We start from the raw sequence: 20,120 nt of genomic DNA, 5'->3' as shown, positions 1-20,120 counted from the left end.
GTTTGCTTTTGCGCTCAAGAAAATCACAGTAGGCGCTTGAGGGTGGGTTCGTACGAAACGCATCGGGCATGTGGCGCTTGAGAGCCGGCGAGTCGAAGGGTCGGGGTGGGTCAGGAGTAATCAGTGTCCAAGCCGAAGGGCCGTGTGCGGCCTGCACCCAGGCCGGAGCTATTCGTTCAGATAGCGCCAGGATGGTGTCGGAGGTTTCTGCCAGTGTATGACTGCTCTTTGCAAATCGGCCACAGCGCCTTACTTCTACGGCGATCTAGGGAGGGCGTCGTGCATTGCACAGTGACCAGAGCTGGAGCCCTTCGAAAATAAGGGTAATTGGCAGCTTCGGCTGTATGGTCGACCTGCTCGACTAACCGCTCACAGCGACATCTATCGCTCGTTTAGAATGAGCACTTTGCTCGGATATTTGCCATGCCGGAATCGGCTGCTACGCCAGGGCTTGAGGAGGTTCCGCTCGAGCAGCTGGCTGCTTGTCCTGAATGTGACCTGCTGATGCTCAAGCCGACGCTCAATCTCGGTGAGGTCGCCGAGTGCCCGCGTTGCGGTTGTGAGCTGTTTCGCTTGCGCCATCGCATCGTCGGGCCCGGCCTCGCCCTGGTGCTTGCCGCGTTGCTGCTGTACTTTCCGGCCAATTTTCTTCCCATCATGCAATTGAATCTGCTGGGAAGGGTCACCCAGGACACCGTCTGGAGTGGTGTGCTGAGCCTCTATAACAGCGGCATGCAAGGCATTGCCGTAGTGGTATTTCTTTGCAGCATGGCGGTGCCATTGCTGAAGCTGCTGTGTCAGCTTGCCGTGCTGTTGTGCATTGCTGTCGATCGAGCAAAGCCATTGGGCGTGGCGCTTTATCGGACGTATCACCATCTACGCGAATGGGGAATGCTGGAGGTCTATCTGCTCGGCATCCTGGTATCGATCATCAAGCTCAGGGATATGGCCGAGCTCAGCCTGGGTATCGGGCTGGCGTGCTTTGCCGGTCTGCTGGTCGTTCAGGTATGGCTGGAGTTGGTGATGTCACCGCACCAGGTTTGGGAAGCCTTATCGGAGCGTCGCGATGCGCGCCGCTGATGCCGGACTGATGATTTGCCACGAGTGTCACCAGCTTAATCGGACCGACGCCGGCCAGCGACATCAGCGCTGCACCCGCTGTGGCGCTCGCGTGCATATGCGCAGGCCCAATAGCATCGTTCGAACCTGGGCATTGTTGATCACTGCAGCGCTGCTCTACCTGCCTGCGAACCTGCTGCCGATCATGACGGTACGTATGCTCGGCAGCGGCACGCCGGACACGATCATGTCCGGCGTGGTGACCCTGGCCAAGCATGGCATGTTCCCGATCGCGGCCGTGGTTTTCATCGCCAGCATTCTGGTGCCGACCTTCAAGCTGGTAGGGATCGCGATGTTGCTGTTTTCGGTACAGCGCCACCATCCGATGTCACCGCGCCAGCGGATCCTGGTTTTTCGCTTTATCGAGTGGATCGGACGCTGGTCCATGCTCGATATCTTCGTCATTGCCATTCTGGTGGCAATCGTCAATTTCGGCAGCCTGGCCAGTGTCGAAGCCGGCTTCGGCGCAATAGCCTTCGCCAGTGTGGTGATCCTGACCATGCTGGCTGCGATCACATTCGATCCTCGTCTGATCTGGGATAACACGGAATCCGGGAACAAGCATGACTGACCTGCCACAAGCCAATACCCGTCCTGCCTCCAGCTGGTCGGCCATCTGGATCCTGCCCCTGATCGCTCTTGCGATCGGGGCGTGGCTCGCCTGGCAGGCCTATAGCGAGCGAGGCATCCACATCGAGGTGGTCTTCGAGAGTGCCGAGGGGATCGAGATCGGCAAGACGTCGGTGCTCTACAAAGGCATGACGATCGGTGTCGTGCGCGATCTGCGGCTGGAAGATGACGACCGCCGGCAGGTCGTGGTCGCCGATATCGAGATGAACAAGGATGTCGACGGCTATCTGCGCAGCGGCACGCGCTTCTGGCTGGTCAAGCCCAGCGTCACCCTGGCCGGGATCACCGGGCTGGAGACGCTGGTGTCGGGCAACTACATCGGCATGAGCCCTGCCGATGGCGAGCCGACCAAGCGTTTCGTCGCGCTGGCAGAAGAACCGCCGATGTCCGACAGCCGCATCGGCCTGCACTTGACGCTCAAGGCCGAGCGGCTCGGCTCGTTGAATCGCGGCAGCCCGGTGTTCTACCGGCAGATCCAGGTTGGGCAGGTGAAGAACTACGTACTGGCTGAGGATGACAGCACGGTCGAGGTGCAGCTGTATATCCAGCCGGAGTACGCGCATCTGGTGCGCAAACACACGCGATTCTGGAACGCCAGCGGCGTCACCGTGGATGCCGGCTTGACCGGAGTGAAGTTTCGTACGGAGTCGCTGGCCAGCATCGTGGCCGGCGGGATTGCCTTTGCCACGCCAGCGCACCGCAAGGACAGCCCTGCGACCGACCCGAGCATTCCGTTCCGCCTTTACGAGGATTTCGATGCCGCTCAGGCCGGTATCAAGACGCTCGTATCGCTGCAGGATTTCGATGGGCTGCAGGCCGGTCGCACACCGGTCATCTACAAGGGCATGCAGGTCGGTTTGCTGAAGAAGCTGGATATTGATTCGGACCTCAGTGGTGCGCAGGCCGAACTCTCCATCGATCCGCTGTTCGAGGACTATCTGGTCGAGGACACGCAGTTCTGGGTGGTCAAGCCATCGGTTTCGGTGGCCGGAATTTCCGGACTCGAGGCTCTGGTGCGCGGCAATTACATTTCGGTTCGCCCTGGCGAGAAAGGAGCGGAACCCCGGCGCGATTTCGTCGCGCGCGCCAAGGCGCCGCCGCTGGATATTCGTTCGCCCGGTCTTCACCTTGTGTTGACCGCCGACAATCTCGGCTCGCTGGATGTCGGCAGCCCGGTCCTGTATCGCCAGGTACGGGTTGGCTCCGTGCAGAGCTACCAGTTTTCACGGGACCAGCAGCGGGTCGTGGTGGGTGTGCATATCGAACAGCCGTACGCGGATCTGGTGAACACCTCGAGCCGGTTCTGGAATGCCAGTGGCATCTCCCTGACCGGCGGGCTCTCCGGTATCGAAGTGCGCAGCGAATCGCTGCAGAGCCTGCTGGCCGGCGGCATTGCATTCGAGACGCCGGATCCCCACGCAGCGGCCACGAGAAAGGTGCCCCGATTCGAATTGCACAAGGACAGGGATAGCGCCATACGACGCGGCACCGCGGTTGAGATTCGCCTGGAGCGCGGCGACGGTCTCGGTGCCGGGACACCGATTCGCTACAAGGGGCTGGAGGTCGGCGAAGTGGATAGCGTGACGCTGAGCGATGACCTCGGGCACGTCGTGCTGCGTGCTCGGATTACCGCCGCAGAGTCCCGCATCGCTCGTGCGGGCACGCAGTTCTGGGTCGTACGGCCCGAGCTGGGCATCATGCGCACCGCGAATCTGGATACGCTGGTCAGTGGTCCTTATCTTGAGGTTGCTCCCGGCAAACCGGGTGCGGCCGCTCAGGCGCGTTTCGTGGGGCAGGAGCGTGAGCCGCAGAAGGCTGGCGAAGGACTCGCCCTGGTCCTCAGCGCGGCGCGCCTGGGCTCGATCAAGCCGGGCAATGCGGTGACCTATCGCGAGGTGAAGGTCGGTGAGGTGACCGGTTACGAGCTCGGTCAGACTGCCGACCGTGTGCTGATCCGCGTACTCATCGAGCCGCGTTACGCCGCACTGGTGCACACCGGCAGCCGCTTCTGGGAAACCAGTGGCTTCGGTGTCGACTTCAGCCTGTTCAAGGGCGCCAGCTTGCGTACCGATTCGCTGGAGTCGCTGATCGAGGGCGGCGTTGCCTTTGCCACGCCTGATGGCGAACGCATGGGGCAGCGCGCTCGGCCGGGACAGACCTTTGCCTTGTTCAAGGAGCCCCAGGAGGAGTGGTTTGACTGGGCGCCGAAGATCGAACTGGGGCGAGCGGCCAGTGGCAAGTGACGATCGATCCGGGACGTTATTGGTGGGCTGAGGTTTACCCTACGGTGACCGCCGGATGTATGTGAAAAAGGGCCCCGCGGGGCCCTTTTTCGTTGCAGGGAGATCAGGCCGGTTCTTCGGTCCGTTGGGCTGAAGCAGTGTGCTCGCTGGCGACCGGTTCGCGGCGGCTGATGTATTTCCAGTCCGCCTCGTCGATGTAGATGCCGGCTGGTCCGCTGCCGCCTTCCAGGTCGATGGCCACGTGGGCCGAGACCTGGGGTTTCACCGAGGCGAGGATTGGCACGAAGCCCAGCTGCAGGCTGGTTTCGATCAGCGCCTGCTGGTTGCGCTCGTCGATGTCCGCCGCCTCGTCGAGGTAATAGGGCAGGCGGATGCGCCCGGCCTGCTCGCGGTCCATCAGGTGCAGCAACAGGTACATGTTGGTCAGCGCCTTGATGGTCATGGTGGTGCCGTTGGACGCCGCACCGTCGATGTCGGTGTGGATCACCGGCTGCCCGCCGACCTTGGTGATCTCGAACGCCAGCTCGAACAGGTCCTTCAGGCCCAGCTGGTTGTTGTTCGCCGCCACCAACCGCGCCAGGTACTCCTTGGCTTCCTCGTTCTTCGCGTCCTGTTCGGAGGACTGGGACAGATCGAACACCGACAGCGTCTCGCCTTCCTCGTACTGTCCGGCGCTGTGGATGATCTGGTCGATGTGCTTGAGCGCATCCTTGTTCGGCGCCAGCACGATGCGGAAGCTCGCCAGGTTGGAAACCTGGCGTTTGTTGATCTCGCGGTTGAACAGCGCCAGCTGGTGTTCCAGGCTCTCGTAGTCGCTGCGGATGTTGCGCAGCGTCCGGGCGATGTCGGTGACCGCGGCACGGCGCGCCTTGGCCAGGGTCAACGCCTCGTCCTGGCGATGCGCGTAGGCGTTGACCAAGAGCTGCAGGCGGCGCTCGGGATCTTCCTCGCTGTCGAACTTGGCCACGCCCTTCAGGCGCACCTGGGCATACAGCGCCTCGATCTGGCCATCGACGCGCTGCAGCGCCTGCCAGCTGTCCTGGTAGTCGTTGAGCAGCGGCAGCAGGTTGTCCAGCGAGTCGTCCACCGGGTCCATGAACGGCGTGCCGAACGGCAGGTTGGCCGGCAGCAGCTGGCGACGACGTAGGGCGTCTTCCAGCGTGCGCTCCTTGGCTTCCAGATCGGCTAGCTGACGGCCGACCAGCTGCAGCTTGGCTGACAGGTGCTGCACGCGCTCGGCGAAGGCGTCACTGGTGCGCTTGAGTTCTTCCTGGGCGGCTTCGGCCTGGGCCAGCTGTTCCAGCTTGGCCGACTCCTCGGCGGCCAGGGTCTGGCTGCGGCGGAAGTCTTCCAGCGCTTTCTGCGCATCGAGTACGGCCTGATACAGCGCCTCGGCCTGGGCCTTGCTCGCGGCGCGGTCGACGGCCACCGCATGCTGGGTCTTGAGCTGCTTGAGTTCGCGCTCCAGGCGATCCTTCTGGTCGCGCAGGGCGGCACGGTCGGCCAGAGCCTGCAGCGCCGGTGGCTCGATATGCGAGAGGTCGATGGACAGGCCCGGTACCGAGAAGGTGTCGCCCTTGAAGCGGTCCAGCACCGCTTCCACGGCCTTGACCCAGTCGTCACCCTCGGCGCTGATGCCTTTTTCACCCAGCGGCAGGCTGAACAGCTGGCCGTTGAACAGGCGCATCAGGCGATCCACATCGGCCTGGGAGAACTCCTCGCGCAAACGCGAGTAGCTGTTGTTGTCGGCATGGTCGAGCTGCTGCCGGACCGACTTCAGGCGTTTTTCCAGATCACGCAGGCGCTCGTCCAGGTCCTCGCTGGAGAACTGGCGGGACTGCGCCAGCGCACCGGCCAGCTCGTCGTGGGCGTCCTTGGCGGCGAGCAGCTGCTGCTCCAGCACATGGGCGTCTTCGACCAGGGCGAAACGGTTCTTCAGCACCGCCAGCTCGCCGAGCCAGCGCTGGGCTTCGCTGATCTCGCGCTCCAGGCGCATCAGCTCGCCGGTCGAGCCGCGCTGTTCGTTCTGCAGGCCGTCCTGCTCGCGGCGATAGTGCTCGGCCTGGATCACCAGCTCTTCCTTGCGTGCATCGGCGTAGTCGTGCCAAGTGCCGAGCAGGTTATCGAGCAGCGGCGACAGGCGATGCAGCTTGCCGCGCAGCAGCTCGCGCTGGCCGACACCGGCAGCCAGCGCCTCGACCAGCGGGCCGGCGGCGACCAGCGCCTGGTAGTCCTGCTCCATGCGGCGCACGTCGCGGAAGGCTTCTTCGGTGGCGGCGATGTAGTCGACGCTGCCCGAGCGCAGGCTGTGCTCGAAGGCATCGAGGAACAGCTGCTTCAGTTTGGCCGCCGTGATCTCGCGCATATGCAGCAGGTTGATAAACAGCGCGCGGAAGGTCTTCAGGCTCTGCTCGCTGGTCGAGCGCAGCGGGATCAGCGTCATGTCCAGCGGGATCGAGGTATGCCCGCCGACCAGCAGCCGGCGCAGCTCGTCCGGCTTGGCCTCGTAGGCCTTGATGCCGGCGCGTTCGAGGTTGGCGAACAGCTCGCGCTGGCGCAGGCAGGTGCCGTTCTGCTGGTAATGGTCCAGATCCAGCGAGCCCTGATAAACGAAGAACTGATGACCGAAGCCGCCGCCCGGCCCGCGGCCGGCCACGCCGATCACATGCGGGCCGTGGGGCAGCATGACTTCGACAAGGATGTAGCTGGTGTCCGAAGCGAAGTAGAACTTGCGCGACTGCTCGAGGCTGTACTTGCCGAAGCTCATGTCCGACATGCGCGCCAGGATCGGGAACTGCAGCGCGTTGATCGACGCGGACTTGCCGAGGTTGTTGGCGCCGTAGACCGACAGCGGGTTCTCCAGCGGAAAGATGCCGAGACTGTAGCCGGCGGTGTTCAGCAGGGCGAAGCGGCGGATGCCGTAGCGTTCCTGGCTCATGCTTCAAGCTCCTTTTCTTCGGCGATGGCGCGCGCCAGGGCATCTTCTTCCGATTCTTCGGCCGCTTCCTCGATGAGGATGATGTCGTCTTCGCCCTCGTCCTCGGCGATCAGCTCCGGGGCCGGTAGCGGCAGGTCGCTGCTGTGCAGGCTGGCGGCCAGGTCGCGGTCCTGCTGCACCGACAGGCAGACGTCGAGGAAGCGGTGCATCGGCGGCAGGAAGCGGTAGACGCCATTGCTGTCCTCGGCGAAGCCCAGCTGCGTCAGGCGGCGGATGACCTTCTCTTCCAGCTCTTCCTGGGTGGTGACTTCGGCCTGCAGGAACAGGTCGCGGTACTTGTCCAGCAGCGCCGGCAGTTCATCGCGGCCAAGGCTGCCACCGTCGAGCACGGCCAGCGGATCGCGACCCTGGTCGGCCAGGTGCTCGACGAGGATGAAGGTGAACAGCGCCAGGCGCTGGGCGGTCTTGTTCACCTGCGCGCCCATCTGCTCGGGGACGAAATAGTAGAAACCGCGCGGATCGCAGACCAGCTCGAAGCCGAGCGCCTTGAACAGTGCGCGGTACTGGTCCTGCATGTTCGACAGCTGCGCGTAGGGCTCCGGCTCGCTGCGCGACAGGTGATAGCCCTTGAACAGCTCGCGGAAGATCGGCGCCAGCTGGGTCATTTCCTTGAGGTCGATGTTCATTCAGGTCGCTCGGATATCGTCGGGGTGATGGTGGACAAGCTGCGTGTTGTCCACCCTACGTAGGGATCAGCCATTGGCATTGGCCACCAGCGCAAAGGAGCTGAGGCTGACGCGGTGCTCGCGGGTCAGGTATTCGCGGCGCTCCAGGCGGTCGCGCTGGAAGCGGGCGTCGCGGGACAGGCGCGAAAACCAGTAGAGCAGCTCGTCGGTGGCGCCCTCGGGTTCCTGTTCCAGCAGCCAGGCCATCAGGTCCGGCAGCGGCAGTGCCTGCTGGCAACGCTCGATCATCTCCCGTGCGGTGCGCGGTGCGCGCGGCTGCTCGCCCTTGCGCTTGCCGCTGGCCCGCGGGAACTGCGCCGGCTTCGGCTCGAAGCGGGCCAGGGCGTAGACGTAGGCCTCGACCTGGCTGGCAGTGCCGAGAAAGGTACTCTGCGGACGGGTGAACAGCGGCAGCGAGGCCTGTGGTACGGCGTCCAGGCCCTTCTTGCGGATCGCCGACAGCGCCAGTGCTGCGCCGCGGGTCACGGCGTTGTGCCGGCGCGCTTCCTCGCGCAGCGGCAGCAGCAGTTCGCGGGCCTTGCGCAGGGTCAGCTGGGCGGTGGTCTGCATTTCGAGGATGCGCGCGTGGGTGCGCAGCAGGAGGTCGTCGTCCACCAGCTGGCCAAGGCGTTGCTGTTCGCCGAGCAGCTTCATCAGCACCTGCTCGACGCGGTGCACGCCCTGCTCGAAGGCGCCATCGGCGGAGACCAGCTGGATCATTGGCTCGACGTATTCGTCCCAGGTCGCCAGCACCTCGGCATAGCGCTGGCGCAGCGGGATCTGGCGGTCGCTGGTCTTGGCCCGGTCGGCCACGGCGACCAGGGCCTGTTCGTCGTTATCAAGCTTCTTCAGTACATCGCGCACGCGCATGTCGAGCAGGCGCAGCTGGCGCGCGAGATCGTTGCCGTCGCGAATCTCGAAGGCATCAAGGATATGCCCGGCCAGGCGCTCCAGGTGGCGCAGGTAGGCTTCGATCTCCAGGCACAGGCCGAGGCGGTGCTCGCGGCGCAGGTAGGCGAGGAAGTCGTGGATCTGCGCGTTCAGCTCGAAGCGGTTGGGGCTCTTGGCCACCGGCACCAGGATGTCCAGGCGGATCCACTGGTCGAGCAGGGCGGTGATATCGGTGGGCGTGCCTTCGGGCAGTTGCGCGGCCAACTGATGACGAAGTTCGACCAGGCTCAAGGTGCCGGCGTCGAAACGCTCGCACAGCGGCTCGAGCAACGTCCAGTGTTCGGCGAGGGCACGCAGTACGCGCTTGGGTTCGATCATCGTGGCGCCAGTCCAGCCAGTGAAAAAGCGCGAATTGTACTGCATTGAGCCTCGGGTGAAGGCCCGCCCGGCGACTGGAAACCGCACTACGTGACGTCAGGCGGGTAATTCACCCGAACGTCATCGCACCTGGGCTAGGCTGTCTGCCATCGGCGTTAGCCGCCGACAGTGACGCGACCGGATGTCCTGAATGATGACGAAGTGTTGAAAAACTATTCCGATATGCGTCGGTAATCGGCACAATTCGCGGCTTTTGCAAACGGGGAGCTGCCGGCTCCCGCCGGGCGAACTACCTGGGGGCATGTAGACATGATCAAGACGCCGTATTACCTCATCGACAAGCAGAAGCTCCTGGGCAATCTGGAGAAGATCGCCTACGTGCGCGAACAGTCCGGCGCCAAGGCGCTGCTGGCGCTCAAGTGCTTCGCCACCTGGTCGGTGTTCGACCTGATGCAGCAGTACATGGACGGCACCACCTCGTCGTCGCTGTACGAGCTCAAGCTCGGCCGGCAGAAGTTCGCCGGCGAGACTCACGCCTACAGCGTTGCCTGGGCCGACGACGAGATCGAAGAGATGGTCGCCAACTGCGACAAGATCATCTTCAACTCCATCGGCCAGCTGGAGCGCTTCGAGGCTCCGACCTCCGGCACCATCCGCGGTCTGCGCGTCAATCCGCAGGTCAGCAGTTCGGACTACCTGCTCGCCGACCCGGCGCGGCCGTTCAGCCGCCTGGGCGAGCATGATCCGGCGAAGATCGAGGCGGTGATCGGCAAGATCAGCGGCTTCATGTTCCACAACAACTGCGAGAACTCCAGCTTCGAGCTGTTCGAGCAGATGCTGACCACCATCGAGGAGCGCTTCGGCCACCTGCTGGAACAGGTCGAGTGGGTCAGCCTCGGCGGCGGTATCCACTTCACCGGCGAAGGCTATCCGCTCGATGCCTTCTGCGCGCGGCTGAAAGCCTTCTCGGAAAAATTCGGCGTGCAGGTCTACCTGGAGCCGGGCGAGGCGGCGATCACCATGAGCGCCTCGCTGGAAGTGACGGTGCTCGACACCCTGTACAACGGCAAGAATCTCGCGGTGGTCGACAGCTCGATCGAGGCGCACATGCTCGACCTGCTGATCTACCGCCTCAATGCCAAGATGGCGCCCAACGACGGCGAGCACAGCTACATGGTGTGCGGAAAGAGCTGTCTGGCCGGCGATATCTTCGGCGAGTACCAATTCGATCGCCCGCTGGCCATCGGCGATCGGCTGTCGTTCATCGACGCGGCAGGCTACACCATGGTCAAGAAAAACTGGTTCAACGGTCTGAAAATGCCGTCCATCGTGGTAAAGCAGCTCGACGGCAGCGTCGAGGTGGTTCGTGAGTTCGACTTTAACGATTACCTGTCCAGCCTTTCCTGAGGCCGCAGTACAAGGGGGTGAAACAATTGAAGAAAAACGTTCTTATCATTGGTGCAGGAGGTGTCGCCAAGGTGGTGGCCCATAAGTGCGCGCAGCACAACGACGAACTCGGTCGTATTGCTATCGCGTCGCGCAACATCTCCAAATGCCAGGCCATCATCGACAGCGTGCAAGCCAAGGGCGGGCTCAAGCAGCCCGGCGAAATCAAGGCCTATGCGCTGGACGCCATGGACGTGGAAGCGACCAAGGCACTGATTCGTGAAACCGAATCGCAGATCGTCATCAACGTCGGTTCTGCCTTCCTCAACATGTCCGTGCTGCGCGCCTGCATCGACACCGGCGCCGCGTATCTCGATACCGCGATCCACGAAGAGCCGGGCAAGATCTGCGAAACGCCGCCGTGGTATGGCAACTACGAGTGGAAACACCTGGCCGAGTGCCAGGAGAAGGGCGTCACCGCCATCCTCGGCGTCGGTTTCGACCCGGGCGTGGTCAACGCTTACGCTGCCCTGGCGCAGCAGGAATACTTCGACAAGATCGAGTCGATCGACATCCTCGACGTCAACGCCGGTTCTCACGGCAAGTATTTCGCCACCAATTTCGACCCGGAAATCAATTTCCGCGAATTCACCGGTCAGGTTTACAGCTGGCAGAACAGCCAGTGGACGACCAACCGCATGTTCGAGGTCAAGCGCACCGACGACCTGCCGGTCGTGGGTGAACAGAGCCTCTACCTGACCGGTCATGACGAGGTGCACTCGCTTTCCAAGCACCTCGACGTGCCGAACATCCGTTTCTGGATGAGCTTCGGCGAGCATTACATCAACGTCTTTACCGTGCTGAAGAACCTCGGCCTGCTTTCCGAGCAGCCGGTGCGCACCGCCGAAGGCCTGGAAGTGGTTCCGCTCAAGGTGGTCAAGGCCGTGCTGCCCGATCCCGCCTCGCTGGCGCCGGGCTATACCGGCAAGACCTGCATTGGCGATCTGGTCAAGGGCACGAAGGACGGGCAGCCGCGCGAGCTGTTCATCTACAACGTCGCCGACCATGAAGAGGCCTACGCCGAGACCGACAGCCAGGGCATCTCCTACACCGCCGGCGTGCCGCCGGTTGCCGCCGCGCTGCTGGTGGCGCGTGGCGAGTGGGATGCGCAGCGCATGGTCAACGTCGAAGAGCTGCCGGCCCAGCCGTTCCTCAAGCTGCTCGATGTGATGGGTCTGCCCACTCGCATCAAGGACGAGCACGGTGACCGGGCCTGGGATCAGGCTTGATCGGCTGCGCGTCGGCCCTGCTGCGTTAAAAACAGGCTCGGAATGCTCATTTACAGCAGTAAACTCCGCTTCCTCGCCTGTTTTTGCCTTGCATGGCTCTAGCTCGCTCGATCAGCCTAAAGCCCGCCTAAAGGCGGGCTTTGTGTTTTCTGGCGTAGGGTGGAAAACGCCGAAGGCTTTTCCACCAATGGGGGCTGGCGGAAACCGCGTTGCGGTTTTCCACCCTACGCTGCTTACGGTGGATGTAAAAAATGACATCCACCCTACGAACACAGCTTCGCCTTCCCGCTTCGTCGATTTCACGCGACAATCCATGGACTACAGCGCCCTCCGAGAGGCGCTCGGCAGCCGTGAGGATTTCCTATGAGCAGCAATGATCGCGTCATCATCTTCGACACCACCCTGCGCGACGGCGAGCAGAGCCCCGGCGCGTCCATGACCGGTGAGGAAAAGCTGCGCATCGCCCGGGCGCTGGAGCGGCTGAAGGTGGACGTGATCGAGGCGGGCTTCGCCATTGCCAGCCCCGGCGACTTCGCCGCGGTGAAGCTGGTTGCCGACAACATCAAGGACAGCACCGTGTGCAGCCTGGCGCGCGCCGTCGATGCCGACATCGAGCGTGCCGCCGAAGCACTGGCCGGCGCCAACTCCGGGCGCATCCACACCTTTATCGCCACCAGCCCGATCCACATGCAGTACAAGCTGCGCATGCAGCCGGACCAGGTGGTCGAGCAGGCGGTGCGTGCGGTGAAGAAGGCGCGCAGCCTGTGCGCCGACGTGGAGTTCTCCTGCGAGGATGCCGGGCGCTCGGAGATCGATTTCCTCTGCCGCATCATCGAGGCTGCCATCGATGCCGGCGCGCGCACCATCAACATCCCGGACACCGTCGGCTATGCGATTCCGCACCAGTACGCCGACACCATCCGCCAGCTGCTCGAGCGCATCCCCAACGCCGACAAGGCGGTGTTCTCCGTGCATTGCCACAACGACTTGGGCCTGGCCGTGGCCAACTCCCTTGCGGCAGTGGTGGCCGGTGCGCGGCAGGTGGAATGCACCATCAACGGCCTCGGCGAGCGTGCCGGCAACGCCGCGCTGGAAGAAATCGTCATGGCGATCAAGACCCGCCAGGACCTGCTCGACGTACACACCCGCATCGAAACCGAGCACATCCTCGCCGCCTCGCGTCTGGTCTCGGGCATCACCGGCTTCCCGGTGCAGCCGAACAAGGCCATTGTCGGCGCCAACGCCTTCGCCCACGAGTCGGGCATCCATCAGGACGGTGTGCTCAAGCACCGCGAAACCTACGAGATCATGTCCGCCCAGTCGGTTGGCTGGAACGCCAACAAGATGGTCATGGGCAAGCACTCCGGCCGCGCCGCATTCCGTTCGCGCCTGGATGAGCTGGGCATCCTGCTTGAAGGCGACGAGCTGAACGCCGCGTTCGCCCGCTTCAAGGAACTGGCGGACAAGAAACACGAAATCTTCGACGAAGACTTGCAGGCGCTGGTCTCCGACACCCTGGCCGACGAGGCGCCCGAGCATTTCAAGCTGGCCAGCCTGGAAGTCGCGAGCAAGACCGGCACGATCCCCGAAGCCAGGCTGGTGCTCAGCGTCGACGGCGCCGAGCGCAGCGCCCAAGCCCAGGGCTCCGGCCCGGTGGATGCCACGTTCAAGGCTATCGAAGCGGTCGCCCAGTCGGGTGCGACCCTGCAGCTCTATTCGGTCAACGCCATCACCCAGGGCACCGACTCCCAGGGTGAAGTTACCGTGCGGCTGGAGAAGGGCGGGCGCATCGTCAATGGCAACGGCGCCGATACCGATATCGTCGTCGCCTCGGCCAAGGCCTATCTCAACGCGCTGAACCTGATGCAGGTCGGCGCCAAGGCACATCCGCAGGTGGAGGGCGTTTGATCAACGAAGCCCGGCGTCGCGCCTACCTCGACGCCATGCAGGTAGCCAGCTGGCTGCCGCGTACCGAATTGCCCTTCGCTGCGCCGTCGCGGCCGGAGTTGCTGTTGCCGGTCGCGGCCGAAGCGGAGCCGGACATTGCTGTCGCGCCGCCAGCCGAAGTGCCGGTGGCCGCGCCGGTAGTGGAGCGGGCACCCGCAGCGCCTGCAGCGGAACCGCCGCAGGCGCCGCGCCCGCGTATCGCCATGCCGGAGCCCAAGAAGCCGGAACCGGTTGCTGCCACGGCGGAAGAACAGACGGCCGAGCCAGCCAAGCCCATCGAGCCACCGCCGCGTTTCTCGCTGCAGCTGATGCGCGCCGGCAACGTGTTGCTGGTGGTGGAACTGCCCACCGGCGAATCCTTCCAGAGCCGCGATCCGGCCTACATCCTGCTCAAGGACCTGCTGCGCGCGGCACGCCTGCCGGACAAGCCGCAGCAGGTCGGCGATGGCGAGCCGATTCGCTGGCCGCTGCTGAACAAGGGCAGCCTCGACCAGGGTGGAGAAGCCGCGCGTGATTACGTGCAGGGCGTGATGGCCGCCGAGCTGGAAAACATGGGCTGCGACTGCATCTGGCTGATCGGTCGCCCGGCGCTGCGTTTCGCCGGTGAAGTGGATGTCGACGCCTGTTATCGCGAAGTGGCTGTCGAAGGGCTCGGTCGCGCCCTGGCGATGCCCGGCCTGGAACAGCTGATGGAGCAGCCGGCCGCCAAGGCCGAGCTGTGGAAAACCCTGCGCCGCAGCATGCCGCGCTGGCACATAGGTTCATGAGTACGCGTGATGAGTGATGCAGTCAGCTTCCGCCCGATGACCGCGGCGGACATCGAAGCCGTGTTGAAGATCGAATACGCCGCCTTCAGCCACCCCTGGACGCGCGGCATCTTCAACGATGCGCTGAGTGCCTACGAGTGCTGGGTGATGTTCGAGGGTGAGCAGCAGGTCGGTCACGGTGTGATCAACCTGATTCTCGACGAGGCGCACCTGCTCAATATCACCGTCAAGCCGCAGAGCCAGGGCCGCGGCCTCGGCCTGCGCCTGCTCGAGCACCTGATGCAGCGCGCCCGTGAACGCGGCGGGCGCGAGTGCTTCCTCGAAGTACGTGCGAGCAACACCACGGCCTATCGGCTTTACGAGCGTTATGGTTTCAACGAAGTTGGCCGGCGGCGGGCCTACTACCCGGCGGCAGACGGCCGTGAAGATGCGCTGGTGATGGCCTGTACGTTGCTGGATTGATCGCTGCGGGCCGAGGTTCCGGCTCTTGGGTTCGCCAGCGCTACGATCGCGGTTCCCGAACTCCTGACTGTCGCCGGCCTCGTAGGGTTGGATCACGCTTCATCGATCCACCGTCCCCCGTCTTGGTGGATGTAAAAAGCGACATCCACCCTACGGTCACTGGCCCGATCTGCTGCTGGGCGGAGCTCCGGCTCTGAGACGGAGCTCGTCAGCGCTACGATCGCGGTTCCCGAACTCCTGACTGTGCCGGCCTNGAAGTTGGCCGGCGGCGGGCCTACTACCCGGCGGCAGACGGCCGTGAAGATGCGCTGGTGATGGCCTGTACGTTGCTGGATTGATCGCTGCGGGCCGAGGTTCCGGCTCTTGGGTTCGCCAGCGCTACGATCGCGGTTCCCGAACTCCTGACTGTCGCCGGCCTCGTAGGGTTGGATCACGCTTCATCGATCCACCGTCCCCCGTCTTGGTGGATGTAAAAAGCGACATCCACCCTACGGTCACTGGCCCGATCTGCTGCTGGGCGGAGCTCCGGCTCTGAGACGGAGCTCGTCAGCGCTACGATCGCGGTTCCCGAACTCCTGACTGTGCCGGCCTCGTAGGGTGGATCACGCTTCATCGATCCACCGTGCTCTGGTCAAGGTGGATGTAAAAGGCGACATCCACCCTACATCTACGAAGTCACCGAGGCCGCCTTATGAGCGCCGAGCCCTGTCGCTCCTGCCTGCCGAGTGCGGCGAATGGTTCGCGCTATTCCCCCGGCCGCTTGTCTCGTCCCGAATCCAGTGGGGCTTCGCCTTCCAGTTCTTCATCGGACAGCACGCTGTCGTCCTCGCGCAATACCGCATCGCCGCCGCCAAGGCCGGTGTCTTCGTCGCCTTCGGCGGGGCCGTCCCAGGGTTTGCCATCAAGCGGGTCGTAGCGGCCGAGTTCGGCTTCGTCGAGATCCACGTCGGCGCCGATCTCATGCTCGGAAACCACGCTCAGATCCTGGTCCGCAGGGCCGCCATGGCCGCGTTCGCTCGGCGAGCGCGCGCCATCCTCGGGGATCAGCGTTTCCGGTGCCATATCGTCCATGGTGGTTTCGCCATCCGGCACTTCGCCGGCCGTCATGCCTGCCTCGGCAGCGCGTTCGGCGGTGAACTCATCGGCCACCTGCTCACCGGGCACTTCGTCACCGATGCGGCCCTTGCGCTCGTCGCGGCGCTGATCGAAATCGAGCTGTTCGATGGAGCCCATGCGGTCCTCGGTGTCGTCGATTTCCGTCGGGGTGTAGGGTTTTTGATCGCTCATGATCGTCTCCTGTCAGGACATCGGTCTTGCAGGTTGTGACCCGGCGGCTCGGCGAAGATTCAGGCTCGCCGGCTGGCCGGATCCCACATCCGGGTCCATTCTTCTCCCGCCGCAGATGCACGGCCGTATTGGTGAAAAAGGGGGACGAACCACCGCGCGTGATCCGGAGTCCTACTCTGCATGAACGATCAAAACGACCAACCCGCGCCAGGGGATCGGCGCTACGCCTTCTTCTTCGATGTCGACGGAACGCTGGCTGAGATTCAGCCCCGACCGGAACTCGTCTTCATTCCACCGGCCACTCTCGCGGCCCTGGAACGCCTGCATGCCGGCGGCATTCCGGTCGCCGTGATCTCCGGCCGACCGCTCGCGCAGCTCGATGCGCTGCTGGCGCCGCTGCAGCTTCCCGCCGCTGGCGTACACGGTGCCGAGCGTCGCGATGCCACGGGTGAGCTGCGCAACCTGGCACTCGACAACCAGGCGCTGGCGCGCATCCAGCGCGAGTTGCAGGAGGCCTGCAGCGAGCATCCCGGCCTGCATCTGGAAAACAAGAGCGTCGCCTTTGCCCTGCATTTCCGTCAGGCGCCGGAGCTGGAGGAGGTGGCCCGCACGCTCGCCGAAGACTTCGCCCAGCGTTACGCCGAGGTCCTGACCCTGCAGCCCGGCAAGTGTGTGTTCGAACTCAAGCCTCGCGGCGCGAGCAAGGGCGAGGTGATCCGCGCCTTTATGCAGGAGCCGCCTTTTGCCGGCTGCATCCCCGTGTTCCTTGGCGACGATCTCACCGATGAAGCCGGCTTTGCCGCCGTCAACGCGCTCGGCGGCCGGTCCATCAAGGTCGGCGACGGCCCCAGCGAGGCCCGCGAACGGGTGGCGTCGGTGGCTGCCGTCGGCAGCTGGATCGAAGCGCTGCTGAACGAACTCGGTCTGCCGGCCGAACCCAGAACAAAACCCGACTAGAGCGAGATTTACTGCCATGAGCCGTTTAGTAGTGGTTTCCAACCGCGTGGCGCCAATCAAACCGGGCAAGGTAGCAGCCGGAGGGCTGGCCGTCGGTGTCTACGATGCGCTGCGCCAGGCCGGTGGCATCTGGTTCGGCTGGAGTGGCGAGATCAGCGCGACCCCGACGATCAACACCGAGGAAGTAGGCAACATCACCTACGTCACGCTGCCGCTGAACAAGCGTGACTACGACCAGTACTACCGCGGCTTCTCCAACAACACGCTCTGGCCGATCTTCCACTACCGTATCGACCTGGCGCGCTACAGCCGCGAAGAATACGACGGCTACCGGCGGGTCAACGGCATGCTGGCCGAGAAGCTCCTACCGCTGCTTGAACCTGACGACATCATCTGGATTCACGACTACCACCTGATCCCGTTCGCCGAAGCCTGCCGCCAGCTGGGCATCCGCAACCGCATCGGCTTCTTCCTGCATATCCCGTTTCCCGCGCCGGAGATCCTCACCGCGATCCCGCCGCACAACGAGCTGCTGAAGACCCTCTGCTACTATGACCTGATCGGCTTCCAGACCGACACCGACCGCCTGGCCTTCCAGGACTACATCACCCGCGAAGTGCGCGGCGTCATCGAGCCGGACGGCAGCCTGACCGCCTACGGGCAGAACTTCCGCGCCGGGGTTTACCCGATCGGCGTGGTACCGGACGAAATCCAGAAGCTCGCCGAAGGCTACAAGGGTCGCGCCCATCCCATGCGCAGGGCCAGCGATACCCGGCGCCAGACCATCATCTCGGTCGACCGCCTGGACTACTCCAAGGGCCTGGTGGAACGCTTCCGCGCCTACGAAGAGTTTCTCGACCGCTACCCGAGCCATCGCAACAACGTCGAGTTCCTGCAGATCGCGCCGACCTCGCGTTCCGACGTGCGCACCTATCAGCACATCCGCGAACAGCTCGAAAGCCAGGCCGGGCACCTCAACGGGCGCCTTTCCGACCTCGACTGGACGCCGCTGCACTACCTCAACAAGAGCTACGACCGCCGCGTGCTGATGGGCCTGTTCCGCACTGCCGACGTCGGTTTCGTCACGCCGCTGCGCGACGGCATGAACCTGGTCGCCAAGGAATACGTCGCCGCGCAGGACCCGGAAGATCCCGGCGTGCTGGTGCTGTCGCGATTCGCCGGTGCGGCGCGCGAGCTGACCTCCGCGCTGATCGTCAACCCGTACGACTGCGTCGGTATGGCCGAAGCGCTCGACCGCGCGCTGAGCATGCCGCTCGCCGAACGCAAGGATCGCTACGAGCACCTGATGCGCGCCATACGTGCCGCCGATCTGGATGCCTGGCGCGACAACTTCATGCGTGACCTGCGCTCGTTCGTCTCCCAGCCCAGCACCACGGTCATCGAAACGGAAGAACTCGTCGAGCCAGACTGACCGCCCGCGCGAGCCGGCCTTGCTTGTCAAAGGCCAGGCCGGCTCGTAAGGTGCGGGGCCGAACCATAGGGACAACGTAGATGAGCGAACTGGAACCGCTGTTCGAGAACAACGCCCGCTGGGCCGAGGCCATCAAGGAAGAAGACCCCACCTTCTTCGAAAAACTGTCCAAGCAGCAGGCGCCGGAATACCTGTGGATCGGCTGCTCCGATGCCCGCGTGCCCGCCAACGAGATCGTCGGCCTGTTGCCGGGCGACCTGTTCGTGCATCGCAACGTCGCCAATGTCGTGCTGCATACCGACCTCAACTGCCTGTCGGTCATCCAGTACGCGGTCGATGTGCTCAAGGTCAAACACATCCTCGTCACCGGTCACTACAGCTGCGGTGGCGTGCGCGCCTCCATGCGTGACGACCAGCTGGGCCTGATCGACGGCTGGCTGCGCAGCATCCGTGACCTCTACTACGAGCATCGCGTGCACCTGTCCAAGCTGGCCAGCGAAGAGGAGCAGGTCGACCGCCTCTGCGAGCTCAACGTCATCCAGCAGGTCGCCAACGTCAGCCACACCACCATCGTCCAGAACGCCTGGCACCGCGGCCAGCCGCTGGCCGTGCATGGCTGCATCTACGGCATCAAGGATGGCCTGTGGAAGAACCTCAACGTCACCGTCAGCGGGCTCGATCAGCTGCCGTCGCAATACCGCCTGCGTCCGCCGCGTAACGCCTGATGAACAGCCGTCACGCCCCGGCGTTCGCCGGTCTGCTTATCGCTGTGCTCTGCTGGAGCGGTAACGCGCTGGTGGCACGTGCCTTTTACGATCAGATCCCGCCGCTGAGCCTGTCGTTCTGGCGCTGGGTGCTGGCCACCACGCTGCTGCTGCCCTTCGTCGCCCGTGGCATCTGGTTGCACCGCGCCACCCTGCGGGCTGCCGGCTGGCGCCTGCCAGTGATTGCCGCGCTCGGTATCGCCAGCTACAACTCGCTGCTCTATACCGCCGCGCAAAGCACCGAAGCGATCAACCTGACGCTGGTGAACACCTGCCTGCCACTGGCGACCTTTATCGGCGCAGGTTTTCTGCTCGGTGAATGGCCGCTGCGACGCGCCTGGTTCGGCATGGCCGTGGCGGCGGCGGGGCTGCTCTACCTGATCAGCCGTGGCAGCTGGCAGACCATTGCCAGCCTGTCGTTCAAGGCGGGCGACCTCATCATGCTGCTGGCCGTGCTGGTGTGGGCCCTGTACACGCTGCTGCTGCGGCGCTGGTCCGTTTTCCTTACCGTGCCACCGCTGGTGCTGCTCGGCGTGCTGATGCTGCTGGGCGTGCCGCTGATCCTGCCGTTCTACCTGTACGAACTGAGCCGGGTAGGGGGCTTCGCCGCCACGCCGGCCAACCTCGGCGCCATCGGCTACACCGCCGTGTTCGCTTCGCTGATCGCCTACCTCGCCTGGAACCACGGCGTAAAAGTCGTCGGCGCCGCCAAGGCCGCCATGGCCAGCTACCTGATGCCCGTCTTCACCGCACTGCTCGGCTGGCTACTGCTCGGCGAGGCCCTGCAACCCTTCCACTGGATCGGCGGCGCCCTGATCTTCGCCGGCTTGCTGCTGGCCACGCGGCCGTCGTTCCGCTGAGCCCGTAGGGCTCCGACCTAGGCGGTCCCACCTGCGCGGCCCGGG

At 64.1% G+C, this 20,120-nt stretch carries 16 protein-coding genes and 1 pseudogene; 13 read left to right on the top strand and 4 right to left on the bottom strand.

Features of this window, described 5'->3' with window-relative positions:
- Window positions 1-423 precede the first annotated feature (423 nt).
- From EA798_RS20265 to EA798_RS20255, 3 genes are read left to right on the top strand one after another with little or no spacing between them, the layout of a single operon-like run.
- On the top strand, window positions 424-1,080 hold the full coding sequence (locus tag EA798_RS20265) for a paraquat-inducible protein A (RefSeq protein ID WP_106157777.1): 657 nt from the start codon (window positions 424-426) through the stop codon (window positions 1,078-1,080).
- Window positions 1,067-1,690, top strand: coding sequence for a paraquat-inducible protein A (locus EA798_RS20260; RefSeq protein WP_122100101.1), 624 nt, complete (start codon window positions 1,067-1,069; stop codon window positions 1,688-1,690). The genes EA798_RS20265 and EA798_RS20260 overlap by 14 nt, the downstream gene beginning before the upstream one ends.
- A complete protein-coding gene (locus EA798_RS20255) occupies window positions 1,683-3,992 on the top strand; it encodes a PqiB family protein (protein WP_122100100.1) in 2,310 nt (769 codons plus the stop codon). Before EA798_RS20260 ends, EA798_RS20255 begins: the two co-directional genes overlap by 8 nt.
- A 103-nt stretch (window positions 3,993-4,095) precedes the next feature.
- Here the strand turns inward: EA798_RS20255 and mksF are convergent, their stop codons facing one another.
- The 3 genes from mksF to mksB form a co-directional block, all read right to left on the bottom strand.
- Window positions 4,096-6,930 (bottom strand): Mks condensin complex protein MksF, encoded by a 2,835-nt coding sequence (mksF, locus tag EA798_RS20250; protein WP_122100099.1) that lies wholly within the window; start codon window positions 6,928-6,930, stop codon window positions 4,096-4,098.
- Window positions 6,927-7,616 carry an Mks condensin complex protein MksE gene (mksE, locus tag EA798_RS20245; RefSeq protein ID WP_013983820.1) on the bottom strand — a complete coding sequence of 230 codons (690 nt, stop codon included), beginning with the start codon at window positions 7,614-7,616 and terminating at the stop codon, window positions 6,927-6,929. Before mksE ends, mksF begins: the two co-directional genes overlap by 4 nt.
- A gap of 66 nt (window positions 7,617-7,682) precedes the next feature.
- Window positions 7,683-8,924: an Mks condensin complex protein MksB gene (gene mksB, locus EA798_RS20240; RefSeq protein ID WP_165362612.1), complete on the bottom strand. Its 1,242-nt coding sequence runs from the start codon at window positions 8,922-8,924 to the stop codon at window positions 7,683-7,685.
- A gap of 309 nt (window positions 8,925-9,233) precedes the next feature.
- Here mksB and EA798_RS20235 point away from each other — a divergent pair, with 309 nt between their 5' ends.
- The 6 genes and pseudogenes from EA798_RS20235 to EA798_RS21045 all read left to right on the top strand — a co-directional run.
- Entirely contained in the window at window positions 9,234-10,331 is a 1,098-nt protein-coding gene (locus EA798_RS20235) for a carboxynorspermidine decarboxylase (protein ID WP_122100097.1), read from the top strand.
- A gap of 26 nt (window positions 10,332-10,357) precedes the next feature.
- A complete protein-coding gene (locus EA798_RS20230) occupies window positions 10,358-11,599 on the top strand; it encodes a saccharopine dehydrogenase family protein (RefSeq protein ID WP_106157783.1) in 1,242 nt (413 codons plus the stop codon).
- A 363-nt stretch (window positions 11,600-11,962) separates the two neighbouring features.
- A complete protein-coding gene (locus EA798_RS20220; RefSeq protein WP_106157784.1) occupies window positions 11,963-13,507 on the top strand; it encodes a 2-isopropylmalate synthase in 1,545 nt (514 codons plus the stop codon).
- Window positions 13,504-14,313 carry an energy transducer TonB gene (locus tag EA798_RS20215; protein ID WP_122100095.1) on the top strand — a complete coding sequence of 270 codons (810 nt, stop codon included), beginning with the start codon at window positions 13,504-13,506 and terminating at the stop codon, window positions 14,311-14,313. The genes EA798_RS20220 and EA798_RS20215 overlap by 4 nt, the downstream gene beginning before the upstream one ends.
- Window positions 14,314-14,322: 9 nt before the next feature.
- Window positions 14,323-14,775, top strand: coding sequence for a ribosomal protein S18-alanine N-acetyltransferase (gene rimI, locus EA798_RS20210; protein WP_058064582.1), 453 nt, complete (start codon window positions 14,323-14,325; stop codon window positions 14,773-14,775).
- Between the two features lie 254 nt (window positions 14,776-15,029).
- Window positions 15,030-15,113 (top strand): annotated as a pseudogene (locus EA798_RS21045) (ribosomal protein S18-alanine N-acetyltransferase); the annotation flags it as partial.
- A gap of 406 nt (window positions 15,114-15,519) precedes the next feature.
- Here the strand turns inward: EA798_RS21045 and EA798_RS20200 are convergent.
- A complete protein-coding gene (locus EA798_RS20200) occupies window positions 15,520-16,062 on the bottom strand; it encodes a hypothetical protein (protein ID WP_122100094.1) in 543 nt (180 codons plus the stop codon).
- Between the two features lie 180 nt (window positions 16,063-16,242).
- Here EA798_RS20200 and otsB point away from each other — a divergent pair, with 180 nt between their 5' ends.
- From otsB to EA798_RS20180, 4 genes are all read left to right on the top strand, one after another.
- A complete protein-coding gene (gene otsB, locus EA798_RS20195; protein WP_122100093.1) occupies window positions 16,243-17,019 on the top strand; it encodes a trehalose-phosphatase in 777 nt (258 codons plus the stop codon).
- 16 nt (window positions 17,020-17,035) lie between these two features.
- Window positions 17,036-18,451, top strand: a complete 1,416-nt coding sequence (gene otsA, locus EA798_RS20190; protein WP_122100092.1) for an alpha,alpha-trehalose-phosphate synthase (UDP-forming) — start codon at window positions 17,036-17,038, stop codon at window positions 18,449-18,451.
- An 80-nt stretch (window positions 18,452-18,531) separates the two neighbouring features.
- Window positions 18,532-19,176: a carbonate dehydratase gene (can, locus tag EA798_RS20185; protein WP_122100091.1), complete on the top strand. Its 645-nt coding sequence runs from the start codon at window positions 18,532-18,534 to the stop codon at window positions 19,174-19,176.
- On the top strand, window positions 19,176-20,075 hold the full coding sequence (locus EA798_RS20180; protein WP_122100090.1) for a DMT family transporter: 900 nt from the start codon (window positions 19,176-19,178) through the stop codon (window positions 20,073-20,075). Before can ends, EA798_RS20180 begins: the two co-directional genes overlap by 1 nt.
- Window positions 20,076-20,120 lie beyond the last annotated feature (45 nt).

The sequence above is a fragment of the Pseudomonas songnenensis genome (genome assembly GCF_003696315.1).
Classification (GTDB): Bacteria; Pseudomonadota; Gammaproteobacteria; order Pseudomonadales; family Pseudomonadaceae; genus Stutzerimonas; species Stutzerimonas songnenensis.
The sequence above is the reverse complement of the archived record's forward strand: the minus strand, read 5'-3'. Positions and strand labels throughout refer to the sequence as shown.

Coding starts and splice junctions, on each gene's coding strand:
- rimI (WP_058064582.1), top strand. CDS start 14,323: ATGAGTGATGCAGTCAGCTTCCGCCCGATGACCGCGGCGGACATCGAA.
- EA798_RS20220 (WP_106157784.1), top strand. CDS start 11,963: ATGAGCAGCAATGATCGCGTCATCATCTTCGACACCACCCTGCGCGAC.
- otsB (WP_122100093.1), top strand. CDS start 16,243: ATGAACGATCAAAACGACCAACCCGCGCCAGGGGATCGGCGCTACGCC.
- mksB (WP_165362612.1), bottom strand. CDS start 8,924: ATGATCGAACCCAAGCGCGTACTGCGTGCCCTCGCCGAACACTGGACG.
- EA798_RS20260 (WP_122100101.1), top strand. CDS start 1,067: ATGCGCGCCGCTGATGCCGGACTGATGATTTGCCACGAGTGTCACCAG.
- mksF (WP_122100099.1), bottom strand. CDS start 6,930: ATGAGCCAGGAACGCTACGGCATCCGCCGCTTCGCCCTGCTGAACACC.
- EA798_RS20255 (WP_122100100.1), top strand. CDS start 1,683: ATGACTGACCTGCCACAAGCCAATACCCGTCCTGCCTCCAGCTGGTCG.
- otsA (WP_122100092.1), top strand. CDS start 17,036: ATGAGCCGTTTAGTAGTGGTTTCCAACCGCGTGGCGCCAATCAAACCG.
- mksE (WP_013983820.1), bottom strand. CDS start 7,616: ATGAACATCGACCTCAAGGAAATGACCCAGCTGGCGCCGATCTTCCGC.
- EA798_RS20265 (WP_106157777.1), top strand. CDS start 424: ATGCCGGAATCGGCTGCTACGCCAGGGCTTGAGGAGGTTCCGCTCGAG.
- EA798_RS20180 (WP_122100090.1), top strand. CDS start 19,176: ATGAACAGCCGTCACGCCCCGGCGTTCGCCGGTCTGCTTATCGCTGTG.
- can (WP_122100091.1), top strand. CDS start 18,532: ATGAGCGAACTGGAACCGCTGTTCGAGAACAACGCCCGCTGGGCCGAG.
- EA798_RS20200 (WP_122100094.1), bottom strand. CDS start 16,062: ATGAGCGATCAAAAACCCTACACCCCGACGGAAATCGACGACACCGAG.
- EA798_RS20235 (WP_122100097.1), top strand. CDS start 9,234: ATGATCAAGACGCCGTATTACCTCATCGACAAGCAGAAGCTCCTGGGC.